The organism is Duganella paludis, assembly GCF_054461335.1.
Map to the genome: position 1 here is coordinate 2,480,039 of NZ_CM136922.1, position 18,788 is coordinate 2,498,826.

The following is an 18,788-nucleotide window of genomic DNA, read 5'->3' on the forward strand; positions in this document are numbered from 1 at the left end:
GGACCAGGCACCATGAAAGGCGATTTTTTGATTTGAATCCCTTATTATATGGGAATCTTCACCTGACGCCGGTTTCCCGGCACGCTTCGATGTCTTTATTACAGAATTTAACTTCCGATACACGCCTGCAACTCCTGCTGACCTGGCTGCGCGGCCTGAACGTGGTGGACGCGGACAGCGCACGCGCCGCCTCGGCCGACGCCAGCTTCCGCCGTTACTTCCGTGTCAACGTTTTGCCCGAACAACAATCCGCGCTGGGCCAGACCCTGATCGTCATGGACGCGCCGCCGGAGCGTGAAAACGTGCTCGGCTTTGTCAAAGTTGACGAAATGCTCACGCATGCCGGCGTCACCGTGCCGCGCATCATCGCCACCGATTACGAAGCCGGCTTCATGCTGCTGTCGGACCTGGGCAATACCACCTACCTGTCGGCGCTCACGCACGACAACGCCTCGACCATGTACGCCGAGGCGCTCGAAGCGCTGGTCAAGTTCCAGATCACCAGCCGTCCGGACGTGCTGCCGGAATACGACCGCGCCTTCCTGCAGCGCGAAATGAGCTTGTTCCCCGAGTGGTACATCGGCAAGCACCTGAACGCCACGTTGACCGAGAAACAGTCGGCCGAGCTGCAGGGCGTGTTCGACGCCATCCTGGCCAACGTCACGGCGCAGGCGCAAGTCTATGTGCACCGCGACTTCCACTCGCGCAACCTGATGGTGGTGGACGCCGGCAATCCCGGCGTGCTCGATTTCCAGGACGCGCTGTACGGTCCGATGACCTACGACCTGGCCTCGCTGCTGCGCGACGCCTACGTGCAGTGGGACGAGGAACTGGTGCTGGACTTGGCCATCCGCTACTGGCAGCACGCCAAGTCGCTGGGCCTGCCGGTCAACAAGGACATCGACGCCTTCTACAAGGACTTCGAATACATGTCGCTGCAGCGCCACCTGAAGATCCTGGGCCTGTTCTGCCGCCTGAACTACCGCGACGGCAAGGCCCAATACCTGGAAGACCTGCCGACCGTGATGGAATACGTGCGCAAGACCGCCGGCCGCTACAAGGATCTGAAGCCGCTGGTGCGCCTGCTCGATCTGCTGGAAGACAGCAAGCCGCAAGTCGGCTACACCTTCTAAGGACCGGCGCATGAAAGCGATGATCTTCGCCGCCGGACGCGGCGAACGCATGCGTCCATTGACCGACACCATCCCCAAGCCGCTGCTGAAAGTACGCGGCCGGCCGCTGATCGTCTGGCATATCCTGAATCTGGTGAAGGCCGGCATTACCGACATCGTCATCAACCACGCCCACCTCGGCGCGCAGCTCGAGGCGGCGCTGGGCGACGGCAGCCAGTTCGGCGCCAAGCTGCTGTACTCGCACGAAGAGCAGGCGCTGGAAACGGCGGGCGGCATCGCCAAGGCGCGCCATCTGCTGGGCGATGAACCGTTCGTGGCCATCTCGGGCGACATCTACACGCCCTACTTCGACTTCGAACAGGTGAAAGACGTCCTGCACGACAAGGACATGTGGGGCAATCCCTACCCGGCCGACAAGCGCGACGTCTGCTGGCTGTACATGGTGCCGAATCCCGACTGGCATCCGGACGGCGACTTCGGCATGACCATGTACTCGCTGACCAACGACGGCTCGCCCAAGTGGACCTTCGGGAACATCGGCGTGTACCGCATGGAGATGTTCGAGCACATCGCCGCCGGCGAGTACGCCAAGCTTGGCCCGCTGATCCGCGAATATGCGGACAAGAAGCAGGTCGGCGGCGAAGTGTATGAAGGCGAATGGCACAACGTCGGCACCGTGCAGCAGCTCGACCTGCTGAACGCCCCGCTGGCAGCCCTGGCGCCCGCTGCCAAAGGCGTGCAGTGATGACCGGCGTGGCAGACATCAGCCGCTACGCCGACCGGCGCGTGCGCCTGCTGGCGCAAATGCCGCCCGGCGCAGTGGCCGTGCTCTCGACCGCGCCGGAAGTAGCGCGCAACAGCGACAGCGACTACCTCTATCGCCACGACAGCTACTTCTACTATTTGACCGGCTTCACCGAACCGGAAGCCACGCTGGTGCTGATCGCCGCGCAGGGCGATGCGCCGGCACGCGCCATCCTGTTCTGCCGTCCGAAGAACATCGACCGCGAGATCTGGGACGGCTACCGCTACGGCCCGGACGGCGCACGCGAAGCCTTCGGCTTCGACGAAGCCCACGCCATCGAAACGCTGGACGACAAAATGGCCGAGCTGCTGGCCAACGCGCCATCGCTGTACTACCCGCTGCATCACGCCAGCAGCAAGCTCGATGCGCGCGTAGCGGACTGGCTGTCCGCAGTGCGCGCCAAGGCCCGCACCGGCGTCACGCCGCCGGCCAGCACAGTCGACCTGCTGCCGCTGCTGGACGAAATGCGCCTGCTGAAGGACGACAGCGAACAAGCCACCATGCTGCGCGCCGCGACCATCTCGGCGCAGGCGCACCAGCGCGCCATGCGCGCAGCCAGCGCCGGCGTCTACGAATACGAACTGGAAGCGGAACTGCTGTACGAATTCCGCCGCAACGGCGCGCAGGCGCCGGCCTACAACTCCATCGTGGCAACGGGCGCCAACGCCTGCGTGCTGCACTACAGCGCCAACAACGCACAATCAAAAGACGGCGACCTGGTGCTGATCGACGCCGGCTGCGAGCTCGATGGCTACGCCTCCGACATCACCCGCACCTTCCCGGTCAACGGCAAATTCAGCGCGCCGCAAAAGCGCCTGTATGAACTGGTGCTGGCCGCGCAAGCCGCCGCACTGGAAGCCATCGCTCCCGGACTGCCCTACTCCGGCGCGCACGAAGCGGCGGTGCGCGTGCTGGCGCAAGGCATGCTGGAACTGGGCCTGCTGCAAGGCGCGCTCGATGACGTCATCGCCAACAAGACCTACCTGCAGTTCTACATGCACGGCACCGGCCACTGGCTGGGCATGGACGTGCACGACGTCGGCCAATACCGCAACGTCAACCTGGCGGACAAGCCGTCGCGCGTGCTGTTGCCGGGCATGGTGGTGACGGTGGAGCCGGGCATCTACGTGCGTCCGGCCGAAGGCGTGCCGGAAGAATACTGGAACATCGGCATCCGCATCGAAGACGACGTGCTGGTCACGGCCGGCGGCCATACCATCCTGAGCGCAGCCGCGCCCAAGACCGTGGTCGAAATTGAAGAACTGATGCAGCAACAATGACAGACACCACCTCACGCGCCGCGCCAACGGCGCAAGCCGCAGCCGGGACTGCAGCCGGCAGCGCGGCGCCGGATTACGACGTCGCCATCTGCGGCGCCGGTCCGGCCGGCATGGCGCTGGCGGCGCTGCTGGTCAAGCGCGGCATGGCGCCGGGCCGTATCGCCCTGATCGACGCCAAGACGCTGGAGCAAGCCGGCAAAGATCCGCGCTCGCTGGCACTGTCCTGGGGCAGCCGGCAAATACTCGAAGAAATCGGCGGCTGGCCCGCTGCCGCCACGGCCATCGAACAAATCCACGTATCGCGGCGCGGCCAGTTCGGCCGCAGCCTGATCGACCGCAAGGACTACGACCTGCCGGCGCTGGGTTACGTCAGCCGCTACGGCAACCTGGTGAGCGCCTTGGGCGCCGGCTGCGAACGCGCCGGCATCGTCTCGCTGCGTCCCGCGCGCGTGATCGCCATCGACGAACAGCAGGATGCCGTCACGCTGATCCTCGATGCCGAAGGCGCACCGAAAACACTGCGCGCGGCCATCGTGGTGCAGGCCGAAGGTGGCCTGTTCAACGAACAGCAGGAGCGCGCGCACAACCGCGACTACCAGCAAACCGCCATCATCGCGCAAGTGCGCAGCGCCACGCCGCCGCACCGCGCCTACGAACGCTTTACGGAACAAGGCCCGCTGGCGCTGCTGCCGCAGGATGACGAATACTCTCTGGTCTGGTGCGTGCGTCCCGACACCGCCGCAACGCTGCAAGCCCTGAACGACACCGACTTCCTGCAAGCGCTAGGCACAGCCTTCGGCGAACGCGTAGGCCGCTTCACGCACGCCTCGCCGCGCCTGGCCTTCCCGCTCGGATTGAACGCCGCCCCGCGCAGCACCGCGCGCACGGTCGCCATCGGCAACGCCGCGCAAACGCTGCATCCGGTGGCAGGCCAAGGCCTCAACCTAGGCCTGCGCGACGTCACGGTGCTGGCACGCCTGCTGACGCAAGACGCCACGCCGACGATGCTGTCGCAATTCACCGAACTGCGACGGCGCGACCGCAGCACCACCGTCCACCTGACCGACACCATGGCCCGCATCTTCGCCAACGACTCACCAGCCCAAGCCCTGCTAGGCCTCTCGCTGGCCGCCATCGACATGGTCGGCCCAGCGCGCGGCCTGCTGGCCGAACTGATGATGTACGGCCGCCGCTAGGCCAACCGCGATCAGGTGCGGGTGATCGAGGCGCCGCCGTCGACCAGCGAGGCGGTGCCGGTCACGAACGAGGAATCGTCCGAAGCCAGGTACAGCACCGAGCGCGCCAGTTCTTCCGGTTGCGCCACGCGTTTCAGCGCGTGCAGGTTGGTGATGAAGGAAGTCGATTCCGGCGTGTTGTTCATTTCGCGGTACATCGAGGTGTCCACAGCGCCCGGCAGCACGGCGTTCACGCGCACGCCTTGCGGGCCGTATTCGGCGGCCAGCGCCTGTGTCAGGCCGATCAGGCCGGCCTTGCTGGCGGCGTATGCGGCCACGCCCGGGAAGGCGAAGCTGTAGCCGACGAAAGTCGAGGTGAAGATCACCGAACCGCCGCCATGCTTGATCATTTCAGGAACCTGGTGCTTGGCGCCGAGGAAGGCGCTGGTCAGGTTGGCGGCGATGGTGTCGTTCCAGCCCTGCTCCGTGACGCCGATGGTCTCGCCCATTTCGCCCAGCGTGCCGGCGTTGTTGTAGGCGATGTCCAGGCGGCCGTAAGCTTCGACCGCAGCGGCGACCAGTTGGGCGTTGAACGATTCGGAAGTGACGTCGCCGGCCAGCGCGATGGCGTTGCCGCCGTCTGCCTTGATCTCGGCGACCAGCGTATCGAGTTCCGCCTGGCGGCGGGCGGCGACGACGACTTTGGCGCCTTCAGCGGCGAACAGCTTGGCGGTGGCGCGGCCGATGCCAGACGATGCACCAGTGACGATAGCGACTTTGTTTTGCAGACGGTTCATTTTGAAACTCCTTGAGGTGGGTTGATGTAGCCATAGTAGGCTTCATCAACACCACCATCAATCGGCTCAAAAGGAATAGATCATTCACAAATTGTGAATCACTCCACTGCCTTGACCATGTCCTCGATGACCTTTTTGGCATCGCCGAAGACCATCATGGTGTTGGCCTGGTAGAACAGCTCATTGTCCAGGCCCGCATAGCCGGAGGCCATGGAGCGCTTGTTGACGATGATGCTCTTGGCCTTGTAGGCCTCCAGGATCGGCATGCCGGCGATCGGCGATTTCGGGTCCTTGGCGGCCGGATTGACCACGTCGTTGGCGCCCAGGATCAGCACCACGTCGGTCTGCCCGAACTCGCCGTTGATGTCCTCCATCTCGAACACCTGGTCGTACGGCACTTCTGCCTCGGCCAGCAGCACGTTCATGTGGCCCGGCATGCGGCCCGCCACCGGGTGGATCGCATACTTCACGGTCACGCCCTTGTGGGTCAGCTTTTCCACCAGTTCTTTCAGCGAGTGCTGGGCGCGCGCCACGGCCAATCCGTAGCCCGGCACGATGATCACGCTTTCGGCATTGGCCATGATGAACGAGGCATCGTCGGCCGAACCGGACTTGACCGGACGCTGCTCCTTGGCGCCGCCAGGACCCGCCTCCGCCGGCGCACCGCCGAAACCGCCCAGGATCACGTTGAAGAACGAACGGTTCATCGCCTTGCACATGATGTAGGACAGGATGGCGCCCGAGGAACCGACCAGCGAACCGGCGATGATCAGCATCGAGTTGTTCAGCGAGAAGCCGATGCCGGCAGCGGCCCAGCCGGAGTAGGAGTTCAGCATCGACACCACCACCGGCATGTCCGCGCCGCCGATCGGGATGATGATCAGCACGCCGAGCACAAACGCGATGGCGGTCATGATCAGGAACGGCGTCCACGCAGGCTCGACGCCGCCGGCGAACACGAACACCAGGCCCAGGCCGACCATCACGATGGCCAGGATCAGGTTCAGCATGTGCTGGCCGGCGAAGCTCACCGGTGCGCCCTGGAACAGGCGGAACTTGTACTTGCCCGACAGCTTGCCGAACGCGATCACCGAACCGGAGAAGGTAATCGCGCCGACGAAGGTGCCGATGAACAGCTCGATGCGGTTACCGACCGGCAGCGCCTCGCCCACGGCCGCAATGCCGAACGCGTGCGGCTCCGACACCGCCGCCACCGCGATGCATACCGCCGCCAGACCGATCAGCGAGTGCATGGCCGCGACCAGCTCCGGCATCTTGGTCATTTCGACCTTCTTGGCCAGCACCGCGCCGATACCGCCGCCGACGATCACGCCCAGCGCCACCAGGCCGAGGCCCATGCCGCCGCTGACGCCGGCAACGGCGGCCGCCGTCGCATCTGCCTTCAGCTTGAGAATCAGGGCGATGGTGGTGACGAAAGCGATCGCCATGCCCGACATGCCGAAGGCATTGCCGGTGCGCGCCGTGCCCGGCGAGGACAACCCTTTCAACGCCTGGATAAAGCATACCGATGCGATGAGATACATCATCGTCACCAGGTTCATGGAGATGAAATTCATGCGTGACCTCCCTTGCCATCCGCAGGCTTGGCCTTCGGCTCTTTTTTGCGGAACATCTCCAGCATGCGCTGGGTGACCAGGAAGCCGCCGAACACATTGACGGCGGCCAGCGCCACCGCGACCGTGCCGGCGACCTGGCCGATCAGGCCCTCGGTCAGCGACGCGGCCAGCATGGCGCCGACGATGATGATGGCCGAGATGGCGTTGGTGACGGCCATCAGCGGCGTATGCAGCGCCGGCGTGACGGTCCAGACCACGTGGTAGCCGACGTAGATGGCCAGCACGAAGATAATCAGGTTGATGACGGTGTGGCTGATTTCCATATTGTTCTCCTTCTTATTTGCGCAGCAGTTCGCCGCCGGTGCACAGCAGCGTGGCCTTGATGATCTCGTCCTCGCGGTCGATCACCAGCGGAGCGCCGCCCGATTTATCTTCCTTGTCGATGATCAGCTTGAGGAAGTCCAGCACGTTGCGCGCATACAGCGCCGAGGCGTCGGCCGCCACCAGCGTAGCCAGGTCCGGCTCGCCGATGATGTGCACGCCGTGTTTGACCACGGTTTTATTCAGCTCGGACAGCGGGCAGTTACCGCCCTGCGACACCGCCAGGTCGACGATCACGGAACCGGGCTTCATGGCCTTCACCGTTTCTTCGGAAATCAGCACCGGCGCCGGACGGCCCGGAATCAGCGCGGTGGTGATGATGATGTCGGCCAGCTTGGCGCGTTCGTGCACCAGCTCGGACTGCCGGCGCATCCAGTCGGCCGGCATCGGACGCGCATAGCCGCCCACGCCTTGGGCGATTTCTTTTTCTTCGTCGGTCAAATACGGCACGTCGATGAACTTGGCGCCCAGCGACTCCACCTGCTCCTTCACCGGCGGGCGCACATCGGACGCTTCGATCACCGCGCCGAGGCGCTTGGCGGTGGCGATGGCCTGCAAACCGGCCACGCCCACCCCCATGATCAGCACCCGCGCCGCCTTCACCGTGCCGGCCGCCGTCATCAGCATCGGCATGAAGCGCTGGTAGGTATTGGCGGCCACCATCACCGCCTTGTAGCCGGCGATGTTGGCCTGCGACGACAGCACGTCCATCGACTGCGCGCGCGTGATACGCGGCACGGCTTCCAGCGCCAGCGCCTGCAGCCCGGCCGCAGCCATGGCGGCGTTGTTTTCCGCATCAAAAGGATTGAGCATGCCGATCACCACCGTCCCCGGCTTGATCTGGGCGCGCTCTTCCGCATTGGGGGCACGTACTTTGAGGATCACATCGGCCGCCCAGACCTCGGCGGCGGGCACGATTTGTGCACCAGCTGCAACATAGGCTTCGTCGGTGACGGAGGCCGCCAGACCGGCGCCTGCCTGCACCAGGATCTGGTGCTTGGCGGCCAGCTTCTTGACCGTCTCCGGGGTGGCCGCGACCCGGGTCTCACCCGGCCGTGTTTCGGCCGGTACGCTTATTCTCATGGTGCCTCCAAATGATTAATAAACTGACTACAATCTATCATGGATTTTTCGACCATGATACTTAATACTTATTTGTCTATAGCCAACGATTTGATCACATCAAGTATTACTATTTGTCATTAATTAGCTTCTAAATTTGCGCAAGCGCAAACCAAATGGCCGGAACAGGCTAAAATATCGGCTCTTCTCAAGGATGACTCATGCCGCGTATCTGGAAACCCTCTGTTACTGTTGCCGCCATCGTAGAAAAAGATGGCAAGTTTTTGCTGATCGAAGAAGAAACCAGCGACGGCATCCGCATCAACCAGCCTGCCGGCCACCTGGACCCGTACGAGTCCCTGCAGGAGGCGGTGGTGCGCGAAACGCTGGAGGAAACCGCCTACGACTTCACGCCGACCGCGCTGGTGGGCATGTATATGTCGCGCTACACCTCCAACCGCACCGGCGAGGAAGTGACGTATTTGCGCTTCACGTTCTGCGGCTATCCGGGCGCGCAGCACGACCGTCCGTTGGATGAGGGAATTTTGCGCACGATGTGGCTCACGCGCGACGAATTGGCCGCCTGCGCCGACCGTCACCGCAGCCCGACCGTGTTGCAATGCGTGGACGAATACCTGGCGGGCCGCCGCGCGCCGCTGGAATTGATACAAACACATGCTTCCGTGTTCAAGGAAGCGATTAGCACTGCGAATGGATAAAGAAGCATGAGTAAGAAACGGGTCGTTATCGGCATGTCGGGCGGGGTGGATTCCTCGGTCTCGGCGTGGCTGCTCAAGGAACAAGGCTATGAAGTCATCGGCCTGTTCATGAAGAACTGGGAAGATGACGACGACTCCGAGTATTGCTCCACCCGCCAGGACTGGATCGACGCGGCCTCGGTGGCCGACGTGGTCGGTGTCGACATCGAGGCGGTGAACTTCGCCAGCGAATACAAGGACCGCGTGTTCGCCGACTTCCTGCGCGAATACCAGGCCGGCCGCACGCCGAATCCCGACGTGCTGTGCAACGCCGAAATCAAATTCAAGGCCTTCCTCGACCACGCCATGTCGCTGGGCGCGGACCTGATCGCCACCGGCCACTACGCGCGCGTGCGTCAGCACAACGGCCGCGCCGAGCTGCTGAAGGCGGTCGATCACACCAAGGACCAGAGCTACTTCCTGCACCGCCTGAACCAGGCGCAGTTGTCGAAGACCCTGTTCCCGTTGGGCGAGATCCCGAAAACCGAAGTGCGCAAGATCGCCGAAAAGCTCCAGCTGCCGAATGCGGCCAAGAAGGATTCGACCGGCATCTGCTTCATCGGCGAACGTCCGTTCCGCGAGTTCCTGAACCGCTATCTGTCGTACAAGCCGGGCCCGATGATGACGCCGGACGGCAAGGTGGTGGGCGAGCACGTGGGCCTGTCGTTCTACACGCTGGGACAGCGCAAGGGCATCGGCGTGGGCGGCATGAAGGATTACAAGAACGCCGACGGCAGCAACGACGCCTGGTATGTGGCCAAGAAGGATGTGGCCAACAACGTGCTGTACATCGTCCAGGGCCACGACCATCCGTGGCTGCTGTCGTCGACGCTGCGCGCCGACCAGGCCAGCTGGGTGGCCGGCGTGGCGCCGGAAGCGCGCGCGCTGTCGGCCAAGACGCGTTATCGCCAGGCCGACGTGGCGTGCGAGATCGCGCCTGCCGGCGAATCAGATTTTGCGTTGAAGTTCATGGATGCCCAGTGGGCGGTGACGCCGGGCCAGTCGGCCGTGCTGTACGACGGCGATGTCTGCCTGGGCGGCGGCATCATTGACAGCTCGACCTTCGCTTCGTAATTACTCCGCTGCGGCGGCCGGTGGCGCTGCATCGCCGGTGCCGCCGGCTTCTGCTTCCGCCTTGGCAGCCAGCGCCGCGCGCTGGCGCTTGACCATGGCGATCACCACATTGCGTATCGTATTGAGCACCGTGTCGGCCTTGAACGGCTTGACGATGAAGCCGCTCACGCCCATCGCGTGCGCCGACTGGATGGTGGCGGCGTCCAGTTCGCTCGACACCATGAACACCAGCGTCTTGGGCCAGGTGGCGCGAATTTCGACCAAGGTCTCCGGCTCTTTCTCCATCTGCTCCCTGGCGATGCAGACGATGTGCGGCTGGTGTTTGATCAACAGCACCATGGCGCTGGCGCAGGTGTGGGTCTGGCCCACCACGTCATAACCGCCATCGAGCAGCACGGTGTTGAGCAGACCGCGCGCGACGGCGCTCTGGTCGATAATGACTGCTTTTAACATCTTGCAAACCTTGTTATTAGTGGGACCAAGCCAGCATATTCCAGCTGACGCCAACCCGCACATCTGTTTTTAACGCAACTAGCTGTCGAGAAAGATACAGCATTTCGCGCTCTTTTCGTAGTGTTTCGCCCAGCGTGTCCTTCAGAATGCCGGCGCCGGCCATGATGGCGTCCAGAGTGCCGTATGTACGCAACAGTCGGGCGGCGGTTTTCACGCCGACCTTGGAGACGCCGGGAATCGAATCGGTCACATCGCCCATCAGCGCCAGCAGGTCGGGCAGCTGGTCCGGCGGCACGCCCCACTTCTTCTCGACCCAGGCGTGGTCGTGCCATTCGCTCTTGAAGTGGTCCCACACGCGCGCGCCTTGGGCGATCAGGCCGTGCAGGTCCTTGTCGGTGCTGGCGACCGTGGCTTCGCCGCGGCCGTCGGCCAGCCAGCGCGTGACCACGGTGCCGATCACATCATCGGCTTCGACCTCGGGCACCGACACCACATGCATGCCGACATTGCGCAGCGTGTCGTAGAAGGCCGGCAGCGCATCGCGCAGCGGCGACGGCATTGGCGCGCGGCCTTCGCGGTAGCCGGGATATAAATCATGACGCCAGGTGCGGCCGCCGAAATCGAAGGCGGGCAGCACGTGCGTGGGCTGGTGGTCGTGGACCAGGGTGCGGAAGGACGATAGCGCGTGGCGCAAGGCGATGTCCGCCTTTTCAGGGCTGTCCGGTTCGGGACTGGCTTCGTAGACACGGCGCACAATATTGAGGCCGTCGATGGCAAGGAGTCTACCCATGTTCAACATCATCCGGGCTTAATCAAGCCGCCATTTTAACCGACTGCGCCGATGCGGCGGCATGAGCCAACGCAAAGCTCAGGCAAACATCGTTTGCACCGGAAAGTGAAAAGCGTAATATTGACCGACGCACCATTGAAGGAGTAAGTCATGTGGCCGACTATCTCACTGGAAGAATTCTTGGCAAATCCTCTGGCAACCATCCGCGAAATTGCCGCCTCGGAGAAAGTATTCATCATCACCGATGGCGGCGAGCCAATCTTGGACGTGCGTCCCTACAGGACGGTGCCGCTCGAAAAACTTCGCGGCAGCGTAGCCTACTGCGGCGATATAGTTTCCCCAGTTGAAGATCCGTTCAGATGATTATTCTCGATACGCATGCGCTGATCTGGTGGTTTAACAACGATCCCCAGCTGTCAGCATCCGCGAAGCGAGCTATAGAAACCGAACAGAAATCTGGCCTGATCGGAATATCATCGTTTTCCTGCTGGGAGATCGCGCTGTTGGTGTCGCGCGGAAAAATATGCCTGCCCGACGACATCCGCGTGTGGCTGTCAGCTATTGAAACGCTCAGCAACGTCCGATTCATACCCGTCGATAATGAGATTGGCGTCGCCTCCGTGTATTTGCCCGGAGGGTTAAATAACGATCCGGCGGACCGGATCATCGTGGCGACCGCCATGGTATCGCGTGCTCCCATCGTCACCACGGATGCGCGTATCCGGGCGTATCCTCACGTGCAGACGATCTGGTAGCGGATTACTTCAGCAGCTCGTACGGGCCGCCGCGTTCGAGGGCGCGTTGGAAGGCGGGGCGGCTGTGGATGCGTTTCAGGAAGGCGCTCAAGTTCGGGCGCTTCTCGTCCAGTCCCCCACGCGCGGAGGCCGCCTCCAGCGGGAAGCTCATCTGGATGTCGGCGGCGCTGAATTCGGCGCCGGCAAACCACGCGGTTTTGCCGAGCTCCGCCTCCAGATAATTCAGATGCGCCTCGATCTGCGGCAGGATGTAGCTGCCCTTGACCTTTTGCGCGATGCCGCGCGCGATCGGCTTGACGAAGAACGGCGCCGGGCTGGTTTCCACGCGGTCGAAAATCAGCTTCATCAGCAGCGGCGCCATCGCCGAGCCTTCAGCGTAGTGCAGGAAGTAGGTCCAGCGGCGGCGCTCGGCCGTGCCGGCCGGCGGCACCAGGCGGCCGTTGCCATACGTCTCGACCAGGTATTCGACAATCGCCCCCGACTCCGCCACCACGATCTCGCCATCGCTGATCACCGGCGACTTGCCCAGCGGGTGGATGGCGCGCAACTCCGGCGGCGCCAGCATGGTCTTGCGGTCGCGCTGGTAGCGCACGATTTCGTACTCCAGGCCCAACTCTTCCAGCAGCCAGAGCACCCGCTGCGAACGCGAGTTGTTGAGATGATGGACAACGATCATGGAGATATCCTAAAAAAGAACGGCCGTGCGCCGCGACTCCGCAAGCTTAGCATTATTGCTCCCTTCACGCGCCACCTCTCTCCATCGTGTATGGATTCCGCGAGGAAACAGCAGTACACTCAGCCATTCTCAGCCGTCGCCGGAGTATCCATGAATTTGCTGTCGCCGCGTTACCTCGCCTTCCATGCCGCCGTGGTCACCCTGCTCGCCTCGCTGGCGCTGGGGGCGCCGTGGGAGATTCCCGTGGTGGCGGCGGCCCTCACTCTGGTCGGCATCAGCGACCTGCTGCAAACCCGGCGCGCGCTGCGCCGCAATTATCCGATCCTGGCGCACTTCCGCTTCTTCTTCGAATCGATCCGCCCCGAGATCCGCCAGTACTTCCTGGAAGACGACACGGTGGCCGAACCATTCTCGCGCAACCAGCGCAGCATCGTCTACCAGCGCGCCAAGCAGGACAGCGACAAGCGCCCCTTCGGCACCCAGCTCGACGTCTACGCGCCCGGCTACGAATGGATCAACCATTCGATCGCGCCTGCGCCCGAGCAGCACCACAACTTCCGCATCGAGATCGGCAACCACCCGGACTGCCCGCGCGCCCAGCCCTACACCGCCAGCGTGTTCAACATCTCGGCGATGAGCTTTGGCGCGCTGTCGGCCAACGCCATCCTGGCGCTGAACGGCGGCGCCAAGCAGGGCGGCTTCATGCACGACACCGGCGAAGGCAGCATCAGCCCGCACCATCGCCAGCATGGCGGCGACCTGGTGTGGGAGATCGGTTCCGGCTACTTCGGCTGCCGCAACGACGACGGCAGCTTCTCGGAAGAACGCTTCGCCGCCAACGCCGCCTCGCCGCAAGTGAAGATGATCGAACTGAAGATGTCGCAAGGCGCCAAGCCGGGCCACGGCGGCGTGCTGCCGGCAGCCAAGATCACGCCGGAAATCGCCCTCACGCGCGGCGTGCCGATGGGCATCGACTGCGTCTCGCCGTCGCGCCACTCGGCCTTCGGCACGCCGATTGAAATGCTGGAGTTTATCGAGCGCCTGCGCAATCTGTCGGGCGGCAAGCCGACCGGCTTCAAGCTGGCCATCGGCCATCCGTGGGAATTTTTCGGCATCGTCAAAGCCATGCTGGCGACCGGCATCGTGCCGGATTTCATCGTGGTCGATGGCGGCGAAGGCGGCACCGGCGCGGCGCCGGTGGAGTTCACCGACCACGTCGGCACGCCGTTGCAGGAAGCGCTGCTGCTGGTGCACAACACGCTGGTGGGGGCCAACCTGCGCGCCAAGATCAAGATCGGCGCCTCGGGCAAGATCATCACCGCCTTCGACATCGCGCGCACGCTGGCGCTGGGGGCGGACTGGTGCAATTCGGCGCGCGGCTTTATGTTCGCGCTCGGCTGCATCCAATCGCAAAGCTGCCACACCGACCGCTGCCCGACCGGCGTCGCCACCCAAGACCCGGGCCGCCAGCGCGCGCTGGTGGTGCCGGACAAGATCCAGCGCGTAGCCAACTTCCACGACAACACCATGAAAGCCCTGGCGCAACTGATCGCCGCCGCCGGCCTGACGCATCCCTCGCAACTGCGGCCGCGCCACCTGGTGCGGCGCATCTCGACCAACCAGGTCAAGCTGGTCTCGACGCTGCTGCCCTTTCTCGAAGCGGGCCAGTTGCTGGACCCGAGCCAGCTCCAGCGCCTGCCGCCGGTGTTCGGCTACTACTGGCCGATGGCGCAGGCGGAATCGTTTGATCCGTTCTGCGGCTGAGGCCTACGTGGGGAACGGCACGTAGCCGCGCTTGATGGCCCACTCGCGCAGCACGGCGTTGATGCCCTGCTGCCAGTCGTCACCCTGCCGCTGGAAGGCGGCGATGGTGGCGGCATCGAATTCCATCGTCAACGTCACGGTGGGTGAACCAGGCGGCGCAAGCAGCCGAGCCCGCCAAGGCCGGAACTGCGCCAGTTCCTCCTCCGTCAACGGCTGTGCATCCGGATCGGACAGCGCAGCGGCGGTGATGGCAGCATCCTCTTCATCCGTAGGCCAGACAATCTCACGTTTTTTGTAGTGCATAGCGTTTTACCTCCCCCTTGGTCGCCCTGCGTAAACTAATTATTCGCATTGTGTGGCCTTCGTCTACAAAAATCAGAAAATATAGGTGATTCCCTATATAGCCTAATGCTCGCTCCCGCAATTCCGAGTAGTGATATCTGAGATCAGGCCAAATCATTGCATCATCCCAATCAAAACGCGACGCGGCAGACAAGGAAATACCATGCTTGCGTAGGTTGAGCCTGTCTTTGTTGGGATCGAAGGTGATCACCATTTTTTATCTTATCCGCAGAAATTAAGAAATCAATCATCTGCGGACAAGATAAAACTGGATGAGGCGGGCGGCTTTGCGCCGCCGCAGGGACTAGCGCTGCACGTGCAGCTTGATCACGCGCTGGAGGGGCGCAGAGCCGGTGGACTTGGTGTCGCACGACGAGGCGGTCGTCGATGAGGATGAGCTGCAGTTGGAGCAACCGCCGCCATCGCCGCAGCCGCTGCCGCCTTTGGTCTTGAACACCTTGGCCAGCATGGTTTCATTCAAGCCGCGCTTGCCCAAGGTGTAGACGATGCGCTGGCGCCAGGCCAGCGGCAGGTACTTGGTGCAGAAGTGCACCAAGGCCACCATCACAATCACCGCTACGATCATCTGCTGCCACATATCAGCCTCCCAAGGCCACTGCAATACGGTAGGTCAGGAACGACGCCACATAGGCCAGCGCAAACAGGTAGCCGGCCATCAGCCACGCATAGCGCGCGCTGCCGGTTTCGCGACGCACCGTACTCAAGGTGGCGATGCATTGCGGCGCGAACACATACCAGGCCAGCAGCGACAAGGCGGTCGCCAGCGACCACGTCGACGAGATGATCGGCGCCAGCGTCTGCGCCACTTCGTCGCCGGTCTGCGACAGCGCGTACACCGTGCCCAGCGCACCAACCGCCACTTCACGCGCCGCCATGCCCGGCACCAGGGCGATGCAGATCTGCCAGTTGAAACCGATAGGCGCGAAGATCACTTCCAGCCCACGGCCGATGATGCCCGCCAGGCTGTAGTAGATCGGCGGATGGGTCGCGCCTTCCGGCGCACCGGGGAAAGAACTCAGCACCCACAACAAAATCATCAGCGTCAAAATCACCGTGCCGACGCGGGTGATGAAGATCTTGGCGCGTTCCCACAGGCCCAGCGCCAGGTTGCGCATATGCGGCCAGTGATAGGCCGGCAGCTCCATCATCAGCGGGTTCTTGCCTTGCGAGCCCATGACGCGCTTCATCACATACGCCACCGCCATCGCCGAGACGATGCCGGCGAAGTACAGCACAAACAGCACCAGGCCCTGCAGGTTGAACAGGCCGGCCACTTCGCGGTCCGGAATGAAGGCGGCGATGATCAGCGCATACACCGGCAGACGCGCCGAGCAGGTCATCAGCGGCGCGATCATGATGGTCACCAGGCGGTCGCGGCGGTTCTGGATGGTGCGCGCCGCCATCACGCCCGGAATCGCGCAGGCAAAGCTCGACAGCAGCGGAATGAAGGCGCGGCCCGACAAGCCCACGCCGCCCATCAGGCGGTCCAGCAGGAAGGCCGCGCGCGGCAGGTAGCCGCAGTCTTCCAGGAACAGGATAAAGAAGAACAGGATCAAAATCTGCGGCAGGAACACCAGCACGCTGGCGACGCCGCCCATCACGCCATCCACCAGCAGGCTGTGCAGCACGCCCGGCGGGATCGAGGCGGTCATCCACGCCGCCAGATGCTCGACGCCGTGGGAGATCATTTCCATCGGCGTCGCCGCCCAGCTGAACACGGCCTGGAACACCAGGAACATCAGCACCGCCAGGATCACCGGGCCGGCCACCGGATGCAGCACCACGTTGTCGATCTTTTCGTTCAGGCTGTCGCCGGCCTGGGCCGGTTCGCTCACCACCAGGTCCAGGATGCGGCGCACTTCGCGCTGCGTCTCCTCGACGCCGACGGCGTCGATGGCCGACAGCGGATTAGGCTGGGTGGTGGTCAGCGGCCACATGCCGTCCAGCGCGCGCAGCAGCGACTTCTCGCCGCCGGCCTGCACCGCTACGGTTTCCACCACCGGCATGCCGAGCTCGCGCGACAGGCCATCGGCGTCGATGACGATGCCGCGCTTCTTGGCGACGTCCACCATATTCAGCGCCAGCAGCATCGGCAGGCCCAGGCGCTTGATCTCCAGCACCAGGCGCAGGTTCAGGCGCAGGTTGGTGGCATTGACCACGCACACCACCACGTCCGGCGCCGCCTCGCCCTTGCGCAGGCCGGCCACCACGTCGCGCGTGATTTCCTCGTCCGGCGTGTGGGCCGACAAACTATAAGCACCCGGCAGGTCGAGCACGCGGAAGCCGTTGCCGGCGCTGGTCGTGAAAGAACCTTCCTTGCGTTCGATGGTCACGCCGGCGTAGTTCGCCACCTTCTGGCGCGCGCCGGTCAGGCGGTTGAACAGCGCGGTCTTGCCGCAATTGGGATTCCCCAGCAACGCCAACATCGGCGTACGGGAGGACGTCGGCACCTGGACCACTTCTTTTTCTACAGCACCCATTATTTATTCCGGTTGAATCGAGACCAGCGCAGCTTCAAAGCGGCGCAACGCAAAAGTGGAGTTGCCGACCCGGATGGCCAGCGGCTCGCCGCCCGGCATGCCGCGCTTGAGCATGCGGATTTTTTCGCCGGGCACAAAGCCCAGTTCCATCAGGCGGCGCGCCAGGCTGACGCCGTCGTCGGCGGCCTCGCCGGGAGAAACATGCAATACGGTGGCCGAGGCGCCTACCGCGAGGGTGTCCAGGGTGATCTGGGGAACAGCGTGCGTCATGAGCAAAGTCCGGTCGTTGACGCCGCTGGCAAGGATGGCTGCGGCGCGCCGGCAAGCTGCAATGTTGCGTTCCTGCCGGAATTAGATACTAGCATTATAAACCGTAATGCGAATGACTTCTATTTAGCTTGCATACCGCTGCGGTTTACGGCAGTATACGATTAATGATAATGATTCGCATTAAGTTACTAGCAATCATGTCAGGAAGAACTTAAACGGGTCTTATGTCCTCTTTATCAGCCTAGCCAGAAGGTGCATCAATGATTGTTTGTGTTTGCAACAACATCTCCGATCGCGAAATCCGTCAAGCCATGGAGTTGGGAATCACGTCGATGGACGAGCTGCGCAACGCCCTGGGCGTGGCGACCTGTTGCGGCCAGTGCTTCTCCTGCGCCGAAGAGATCCTCGACGAACACCTGGCCGCGCAAGCCGCCGCCGAACTGAAAGAGACCGTATTGAAACGTCCGGTCTTCGCCAATTAAATGAACACCATGACCTACAACCGGACGGCGTCGCCGCTGTCTGCGGAGAGCGCTGAGCTGGCGCGCGAATTCAAGCGCCGCGGCCGCAGGCTGGCGCCGATGGCGGCCATCGTTGTAGGTCACGCCGTGGTGTTTTACCTCGCTTATTCCGGCATGCTGCGCACGGTCACGCACGCCATCCTGCCGCAGGTGGTGACCGTGACCTTCGTGGCAGCGCCCGAGCCGTTGAAAGCGCCGCCGCCACCAAAGCTGGTGCCGCTGGTGCAGCCGAAGCAAACCTTCGTGCCGCCGCTGCCGCAGGTGAATATCGTCCAGACCGAACCGACCATTACCCTGCCGCCGCCGCAGCCGCGCGCTGCCGAAGCGACGCCGGCGCCAGCGCAGCCGACGACGCACGCGGCGCCACCGGCACCGCCGGCGCCGTCCGCGCCGAAAATGGTAACGGGTGTGGAATATGTCCGCGCGCCGCAGCCGGTGTATCCGAACAGTTCGCGCCGCATGGGCGAAACCGGCGTCGTCACGCTGTACGTGCTGATTGGTGAAAAGGGCAAGGCCGAGCAGGTGACGGTGCATAAGTCGTCCGGCTCCAGCAACCTCGATGAGGCCGGCCGCCAGGCCGTGCTGCGCGCGCTGTTCAAGCCGCAGGTCGAAGACGGCAAACCCGTCTCCGTGTACGCACTGGTACCGATCAATTTCCAGCTGGGCTAAGGCCC

Annotated in this window: 23 protein-coding genes; 11 read left to right on the top strand and 12 right to left on the bottom strand. The window is 63.3% G+C overall.

Annotated features, from left to right (window positions below):
* Positions 1-89: 89 nt before the first annotated feature.
* From ACXZ1M_RS11210 to ACXZ1M_RS11225, 4 genes are read left to right on the top strand one after another with little or no spacing between them, the layout of a single operon-like run.
* A complete protein-coding gene (locus ACXZ1M_RS11210; protein ID WP_459053239.1) occupies positions 90-1,133 on the top strand; it encodes an aminoglycoside phosphotransferase family protein in 1,044 nt (347 codons plus the stop codon).
* Positions 1,134-1,143: 10 nt separating this feature from the next.
* The gene (gene murU / locus ACXZ1M_RS11215; protein ID WP_459053240.1) at positions 1,144-1,878 is read left to right on the top strand and encodes an N-acetylmuramate alpha-1-phosphate uridylyltransferase MurU; all 735 of its coding nucleotides are present in this window, start codon (positions 1,144-1,146) and stop codon (positions 1,876-1,878) included.
* Positions 1,878-3,218 (top strand): Xaa-Pro aminopeptidase, encoded by a 1,341-nt coding sequence (gene pepP / locus ACXZ1M_RS11220; protein ID WP_459053241.1) that lies wholly within the window; start codon positions 1,878-1,880, stop codon positions 3,216-3,218. Before murU ends, pepP begins: the two co-directional genes overlap by 1 nt.
* The gene (locus ACXZ1M_RS11225; protein WP_459053242.1) at positions 3,215-4,414 is read left to right on the top strand and encodes a UbiH/UbiF/VisC/COQ6 family ubiquinone biosynthesis hydroxylase; all 1,200 of its coding nucleotides are present in this window, start codon (positions 3,215-3,217) and stop codon (positions 4,412-4,414) included. The genes pepP and ACXZ1M_RS11225 overlap by 4 nt, the downstream gene beginning before the upstream one ends.
* A gap of 11 nt (positions 4,415-4,425) precedes the next feature.
* Here the strand turns inward: ACXZ1M_RS11225 and ACXZ1M_RS11230 are convergent, their stop codons facing one another.
* The 4 genes from ACXZ1M_RS11230 to ACXZ1M_RS11245 form a co-directional block, all read right to left on the bottom strand.
* The gene (locus ACXZ1M_RS11230; protein ID WP_459053243.1) at positions 4,426-5,190 is read right to left on the bottom strand and encodes an SDR family oxidoreductase; all 765 of its coding nucleotides are present in this window, start codon (positions 5,188-5,190) and stop codon (positions 4,426-4,428) included.
* A gap of 98 nt (positions 5,191-5,288) precedes the next feature.
* Positions 5,289-6,767, bottom strand: a complete 1,479-nt coding sequence (locus tag ACXZ1M_RS11235; RefSeq protein WP_459053244.1) for an NAD(P)(+) transhydrogenase (Re/Si-specific) subunit beta — start codon at positions 6,765-6,767, stop codon at positions 5,289-5,291.
* Complete coding sequence (locus ACXZ1M_RS11240; RefSeq protein ID WP_373989321.1) at positions 6,764-7,090, bottom strand: NAD(P) transhydrogenase subunit alpha part 2; 327 nt, start codon at positions 7,088-7,090, stop codon at positions 6,764-6,766. The genes ACXZ1M_RS11235 and ACXZ1M_RS11240 overlap by 4 nt, the downstream gene beginning before the upstream one ends.
* A gap of 13 nt (positions 7,091-7,103) precedes the next feature.
* Entirely contained in the window at positions 7,104-8,231 is a 1,128-nt protein-coding gene (locus tag ACXZ1M_RS11245; RefSeq protein ID WP_459053245.1) for a Re/Si-specific NAD(P)(+) transhydrogenase subunit alpha, read from the bottom strand.
* A gap of 200 nt (positions 8,232-8,431) precedes the next feature.
* Here ACXZ1M_RS11245 and ACXZ1M_RS11250 point away from each other — a divergent pair, with 200 nt between their 5' ends.
* Positions 8,432-8,929 (top strand): NUDIX hydrolase, encoded by a 498-nt coding sequence (locus ACXZ1M_RS11250; protein WP_459053246.1) that lies wholly within the window; start codon positions 8,432-8,434, stop codon positions 8,927-8,929.
* Positions 8,930-8,935: 6 nt separating this feature from the next.
* Positions 8,936-10,042, top strand: a complete 1,107-nt coding sequence (gene mnmA, locus ACXZ1M_RS11255) for a tRNA 2-thiouridine(34) synthase MnmA (protein WP_459053247.1) — start codon at positions 8,936-8,938, stop codon at positions 10,040-10,042.
* Here the strand turns inward: mnmA and ACXZ1M_RS11260 are convergent, their stop codons facing one another.
* Positions 10,043-10,495, bottom strand: coding sequence for a response regulator (locus tag ACXZ1M_RS11260; RefSeq protein WP_459053248.1), 453 nt, complete (start codon positions 10,493-10,495; stop codon positions 10,043-10,045).
* A gap of 16 nt (positions 10,496-10,511) precedes the next feature.
* Complete coding sequence (locus tag ACXZ1M_RS11265; protein WP_459053249.1) at positions 10,512-11,285, bottom strand: 5'-3' exonuclease; 774 nt, start codon at positions 11,283-11,285, stop codon at positions 10,512-10,514.
* 150 nt (positions 11,286-11,435) lie between these two features.
* Here ACXZ1M_RS11265 and ACXZ1M_RS11270 point away from each other — a divergent pair, with 150 nt between their 5' ends.
* A complete protein-coding gene (locus tag ACXZ1M_RS11270; RefSeq protein WP_459053250.1) occupies positions 11,436-11,648 on the top strand; it encodes a type II toxin-antitoxin system Phd/YefM family antitoxin in 213 nt (70 codons plus the stop codon).
* Positions 11,645-12,040, top strand: coding sequence for a type II toxin-antitoxin system VapC family toxin (locus ACXZ1M_RS11275; RefSeq protein ID WP_459053251.1), 396 nt, complete (start codon positions 11,645-11,647; stop codon positions 12,038-12,040). The genes ACXZ1M_RS11270 and ACXZ1M_RS11275 overlap by 4 nt, the downstream gene beginning before the upstream one ends.
* Before the next feature lie 4 nt (positions 12,041-12,044).
* Here the strand turns inward: ACXZ1M_RS11275 and ACXZ1M_RS11280 are convergent, their stop codons facing one another.
* Positions 12,045-12,716: a glutathione S-transferase gene (locus tag ACXZ1M_RS11280; protein ID WP_459053252.1), complete on the bottom strand. Its 672-nt coding sequence runs from the start codon at positions 12,714-12,716 to the stop codon at positions 12,045-12,047.
* Between the two features lie 150 nt (positions 12,717-12,866).
* Between ACXZ1M_RS11280 and ACXZ1M_RS11285 the strand changes: the two genes are divergently transcribed.
* Positions 12,867-14,480, top strand: a complete 1,614-nt coding sequence (locus ACXZ1M_RS11285; protein WP_459053253.1) for an FMN-binding glutamate synthase family protein — start codon at positions 12,867-12,869, stop codon at positions 14,478-14,480.
* A gap of 3 nt (positions 14,481-14,483) precedes the next feature.
* Here the strand turns inward: ACXZ1M_RS11285 and ACXZ1M_RS11290 are convergent, their stop codons facing one another.
* The 5 genes from ACXZ1M_RS11290 to ACXZ1M_RS11310 form a co-directional block, all read right to left on the bottom strand.
* On the bottom strand, positions 14,484-14,783 hold the full coding sequence (locus tag ACXZ1M_RS11290; RefSeq protein ID WP_459053254.1) for a BrnA antitoxin family protein: 300 nt from the start codon (positions 14,781-14,783) through the stop codon (positions 14,484-14,486).
* The gene (locus ACXZ1M_RS11295) at positions 14,764-15,036 is read right to left on the bottom strand and encodes a BrnT family toxin (RefSeq protein WP_459053255.1); all 273 of its coding nucleotides are present in this window, start codon (positions 15,034-15,036) and stop codon (positions 14,764-14,766) included. The genes ACXZ1M_RS11290 and ACXZ1M_RS11295 overlap by 20 nt, the downstream gene beginning before the upstream one ends.
* Before the next feature lie 90 nt (positions 15,037-15,126).
* Entirely contained in the window at positions 15,127-15,420 is a 294-nt protein-coding gene (locus ACXZ1M_RS11300; protein WP_459053256.1) for a DUF6587 family protein, read from the bottom strand.
* 1 nt (position 15,421) lies between these two features.
* The gene (gene feoB, locus ACXZ1M_RS11305; RefSeq protein ID WP_459053257.1) at positions 15,422-17,323 is read right to left on the bottom strand and encodes a ferrous iron transporter B; all 1,902 of its coding nucleotides are present in this window, start codon (positions 17,321-17,323) and stop codon (positions 15,422-15,424) included.
* Between the two features lie 3 nt (positions 17,324-17,326).
* The gene (locus tag ACXZ1M_RS11310; protein WP_459053258.1) at positions 17,327-17,593 is read right to left on the bottom strand and encodes a FeoA family protein; all 267 of its coding nucleotides are present in this window, start codon (positions 17,591-17,593) and stop codon (positions 17,327-17,329) included.
* A 260-nt stretch (positions 17,594-17,853) separates the two neighbouring features.
* Here ACXZ1M_RS11310 and ACXZ1M_RS11315 point away from each other — a divergent pair, with 260 nt between their 5' ends.
* Together ACXZ1M_RS11315 and ACXZ1M_RS11320 are read left to right on the top strand one after the other, a co-directional pair.
* Positions 17,854-18,075, top strand: coding sequence for a (2Fe-2S)-binding protein (locus tag ACXZ1M_RS11315; RefSeq protein WP_459053259.1), 222 nt, complete (start codon positions 17,854-17,856; stop codon positions 18,073-18,075).
* Positions 18,076-18,783 (top strand): energy transducer TonB, encoded by a 708-nt coding sequence (locus tag ACXZ1M_RS11320; RefSeq protein ID WP_459053260.1) that lies wholly within the window; start codon positions 18,076-18,078, stop codon positions 18,781-18,783.
* Positions 18,784-18,788 lie beyond the last annotated feature (5 nt).

What these genes read in the sequence shown, in the direction of transcription:
- ACXZ1M_RS11210 (WP_459053239.1), top strand. Translation starts at nt 90, where the DNA reads ATGTCTTTATTACAGAATTTAACTTCCGATACACGCCTGCAACTCCTG.
- murU (WP_459053240.1), top strand. Translation starts at nt 1,144, where the DNA reads ATGAAAGCGATGATCTTCGCCGCCGGACGCGGCGAACGCATGCGTCCA.
- pepP (WP_459053241.1), top strand. Translation starts at nt 1,878, where the DNA reads ATGACCGGCGTGGCAGACATCAGCCGCTACGCCGACCGGCGCGTGCGC.
- ACXZ1M_RS11225 (WP_459053242.1), top strand. Translation starts at nt 3,215, where the DNA reads ATGACAGACACCACCTCACGCGCCGCGCCAACGGCGCAAGCCGCAGCC.
- ACXZ1M_RS11230 (WP_459053243.1), bottom strand. Translation starts at nt 5,190, where the DNA reads ATGAACCGTCTGCAAAACAAAGTCGCTATCGTCACTGGTGCATCGTCT.
- ACXZ1M_RS11235 (WP_459053244.1), bottom strand. Translation starts at nt 6,767, where the DNA reads ATGAATTTCATCTCCATGAACCTGGTGACGATGATGTATCTCATCGCA.
- ACXZ1M_RS11240 (WP_373989321.1), bottom strand. Translation starts at nt 7,090, where the DNA reads ATGGAAATCAGCCACACCGTCATCAACCTGATTATCTTCGTGCTGGCC.
- ACXZ1M_RS11245 (WP_459053245.1), bottom strand. Translation starts at nt 8,231, where the DNA reads ATGAGAATAAGCGTACCGGCCGAAACACGGCCGGGTGAGACCCGGGTC.
- ACXZ1M_RS11250 (WP_459053246.1), top strand. Translation starts at nt 8,432, where the DNA reads ATGCCGCGTATCTGGAAACCCTCTGTTACTGTTGCCGCCATCGTAGAA.
- mnmA (WP_459053247.1), top strand. Translation starts at nt 8,936, where the DNA reads ATGAGTAAGAAACGGGTCGTTATCGGCATGTCGGGCGGGGTGGATTCC.
- ACXZ1M_RS11260 (WP_459053248.1), bottom strand. Translation starts at nt 10,495, where the DNA reads ATGTTAAAAGCAGTCATTATCGACCAGAGCGCCGTCGCGCGCGGTCTG.
- ACXZ1M_RS11265 (WP_459053249.1), bottom strand. Translation starts at nt 11,285, where the DNA reads ATGGGTAGACTCCTTGCCATCGACGGCCTCAATATTGTGCGCCGTGTC.
- ACXZ1M_RS11270 (WP_459053250.1), top strand. Translation starts at nt 11,436, where the DNA reads ATGTGGCCGACTATCTCACTGGAAGAATTCTTGGCAAATCCTCTGGCA.
- ACXZ1M_RS11275 (WP_459053251.1), top strand. Translation starts at nt 11,645, where the DNA reads ATGATTATTCTCGATACGCATGCGCTGATCTGGTGGTTTAACAACGAT.
- ACXZ1M_RS11280 (WP_459053252.1), bottom strand. Translation starts at nt 12,716, where the DNA reads ATGATCGTTGTCCATCATCTCAACAACTCGCGTTCGCAGCGGGTGCTC.
- ACXZ1M_RS11285 (WP_459053253.1), top strand. Translation starts at nt 12,867, where the DNA reads ATGAATTTGCTGTCGCCGCGTTACCTCGCCTTCCATGCCGCCGTGGTC.
- ACXZ1M_RS11290 (WP_459053254.1), bottom strand. Translation starts at nt 14,783, where the DNA reads ATGCACTACAAAAAACGTGAGATTGTCTGGCCTACGGATGAAGAGGAT.
- ACXZ1M_RS11295 (WP_459053255.1), bottom strand. Translation starts at nt 15,036, where the DNA reads ATGGTGATCACCTTCGATCCCAACAAAGACAGGCTCAACCTACGCAAG.
- ACXZ1M_RS11300 (WP_459053256.1), bottom strand. Translation starts at nt 15,420, where the DNA reads ATGTGGCAGCAGATGATCGTAGCGGTGATTGTGATGGTGGCCTTGGTG.
- feoB (WP_459053257.1), bottom strand. Translation starts at nt 17,323, where the DNA reads ATGGGTGCTGTAGAAAAAGAAGTGGTCCAGGTGCCGACGTCCTCCCGT.
- ACXZ1M_RS11310 (WP_459053258.1), bottom strand. Translation starts at nt 17,593, where the DNA reads ATGACGCACGCTGTTCCCCAGATCACCCTGGACACCCTCGCGGTAGGC.
- ACXZ1M_RS11315 (WP_459053259.1), top strand. Translation starts at nt 17,854, where the DNA reads ATGATTGTTTGTGTTTGCAACAACATCTCCGATCGCGAAATCCGTCAA.
- ACXZ1M_RS11320 (WP_459053260.1), top strand. Translation starts at nt 18,076, where the DNA reads ATGAACACCATGACCTACAACCGGACGGCGTCGCCGCTGTCTGCGGAG.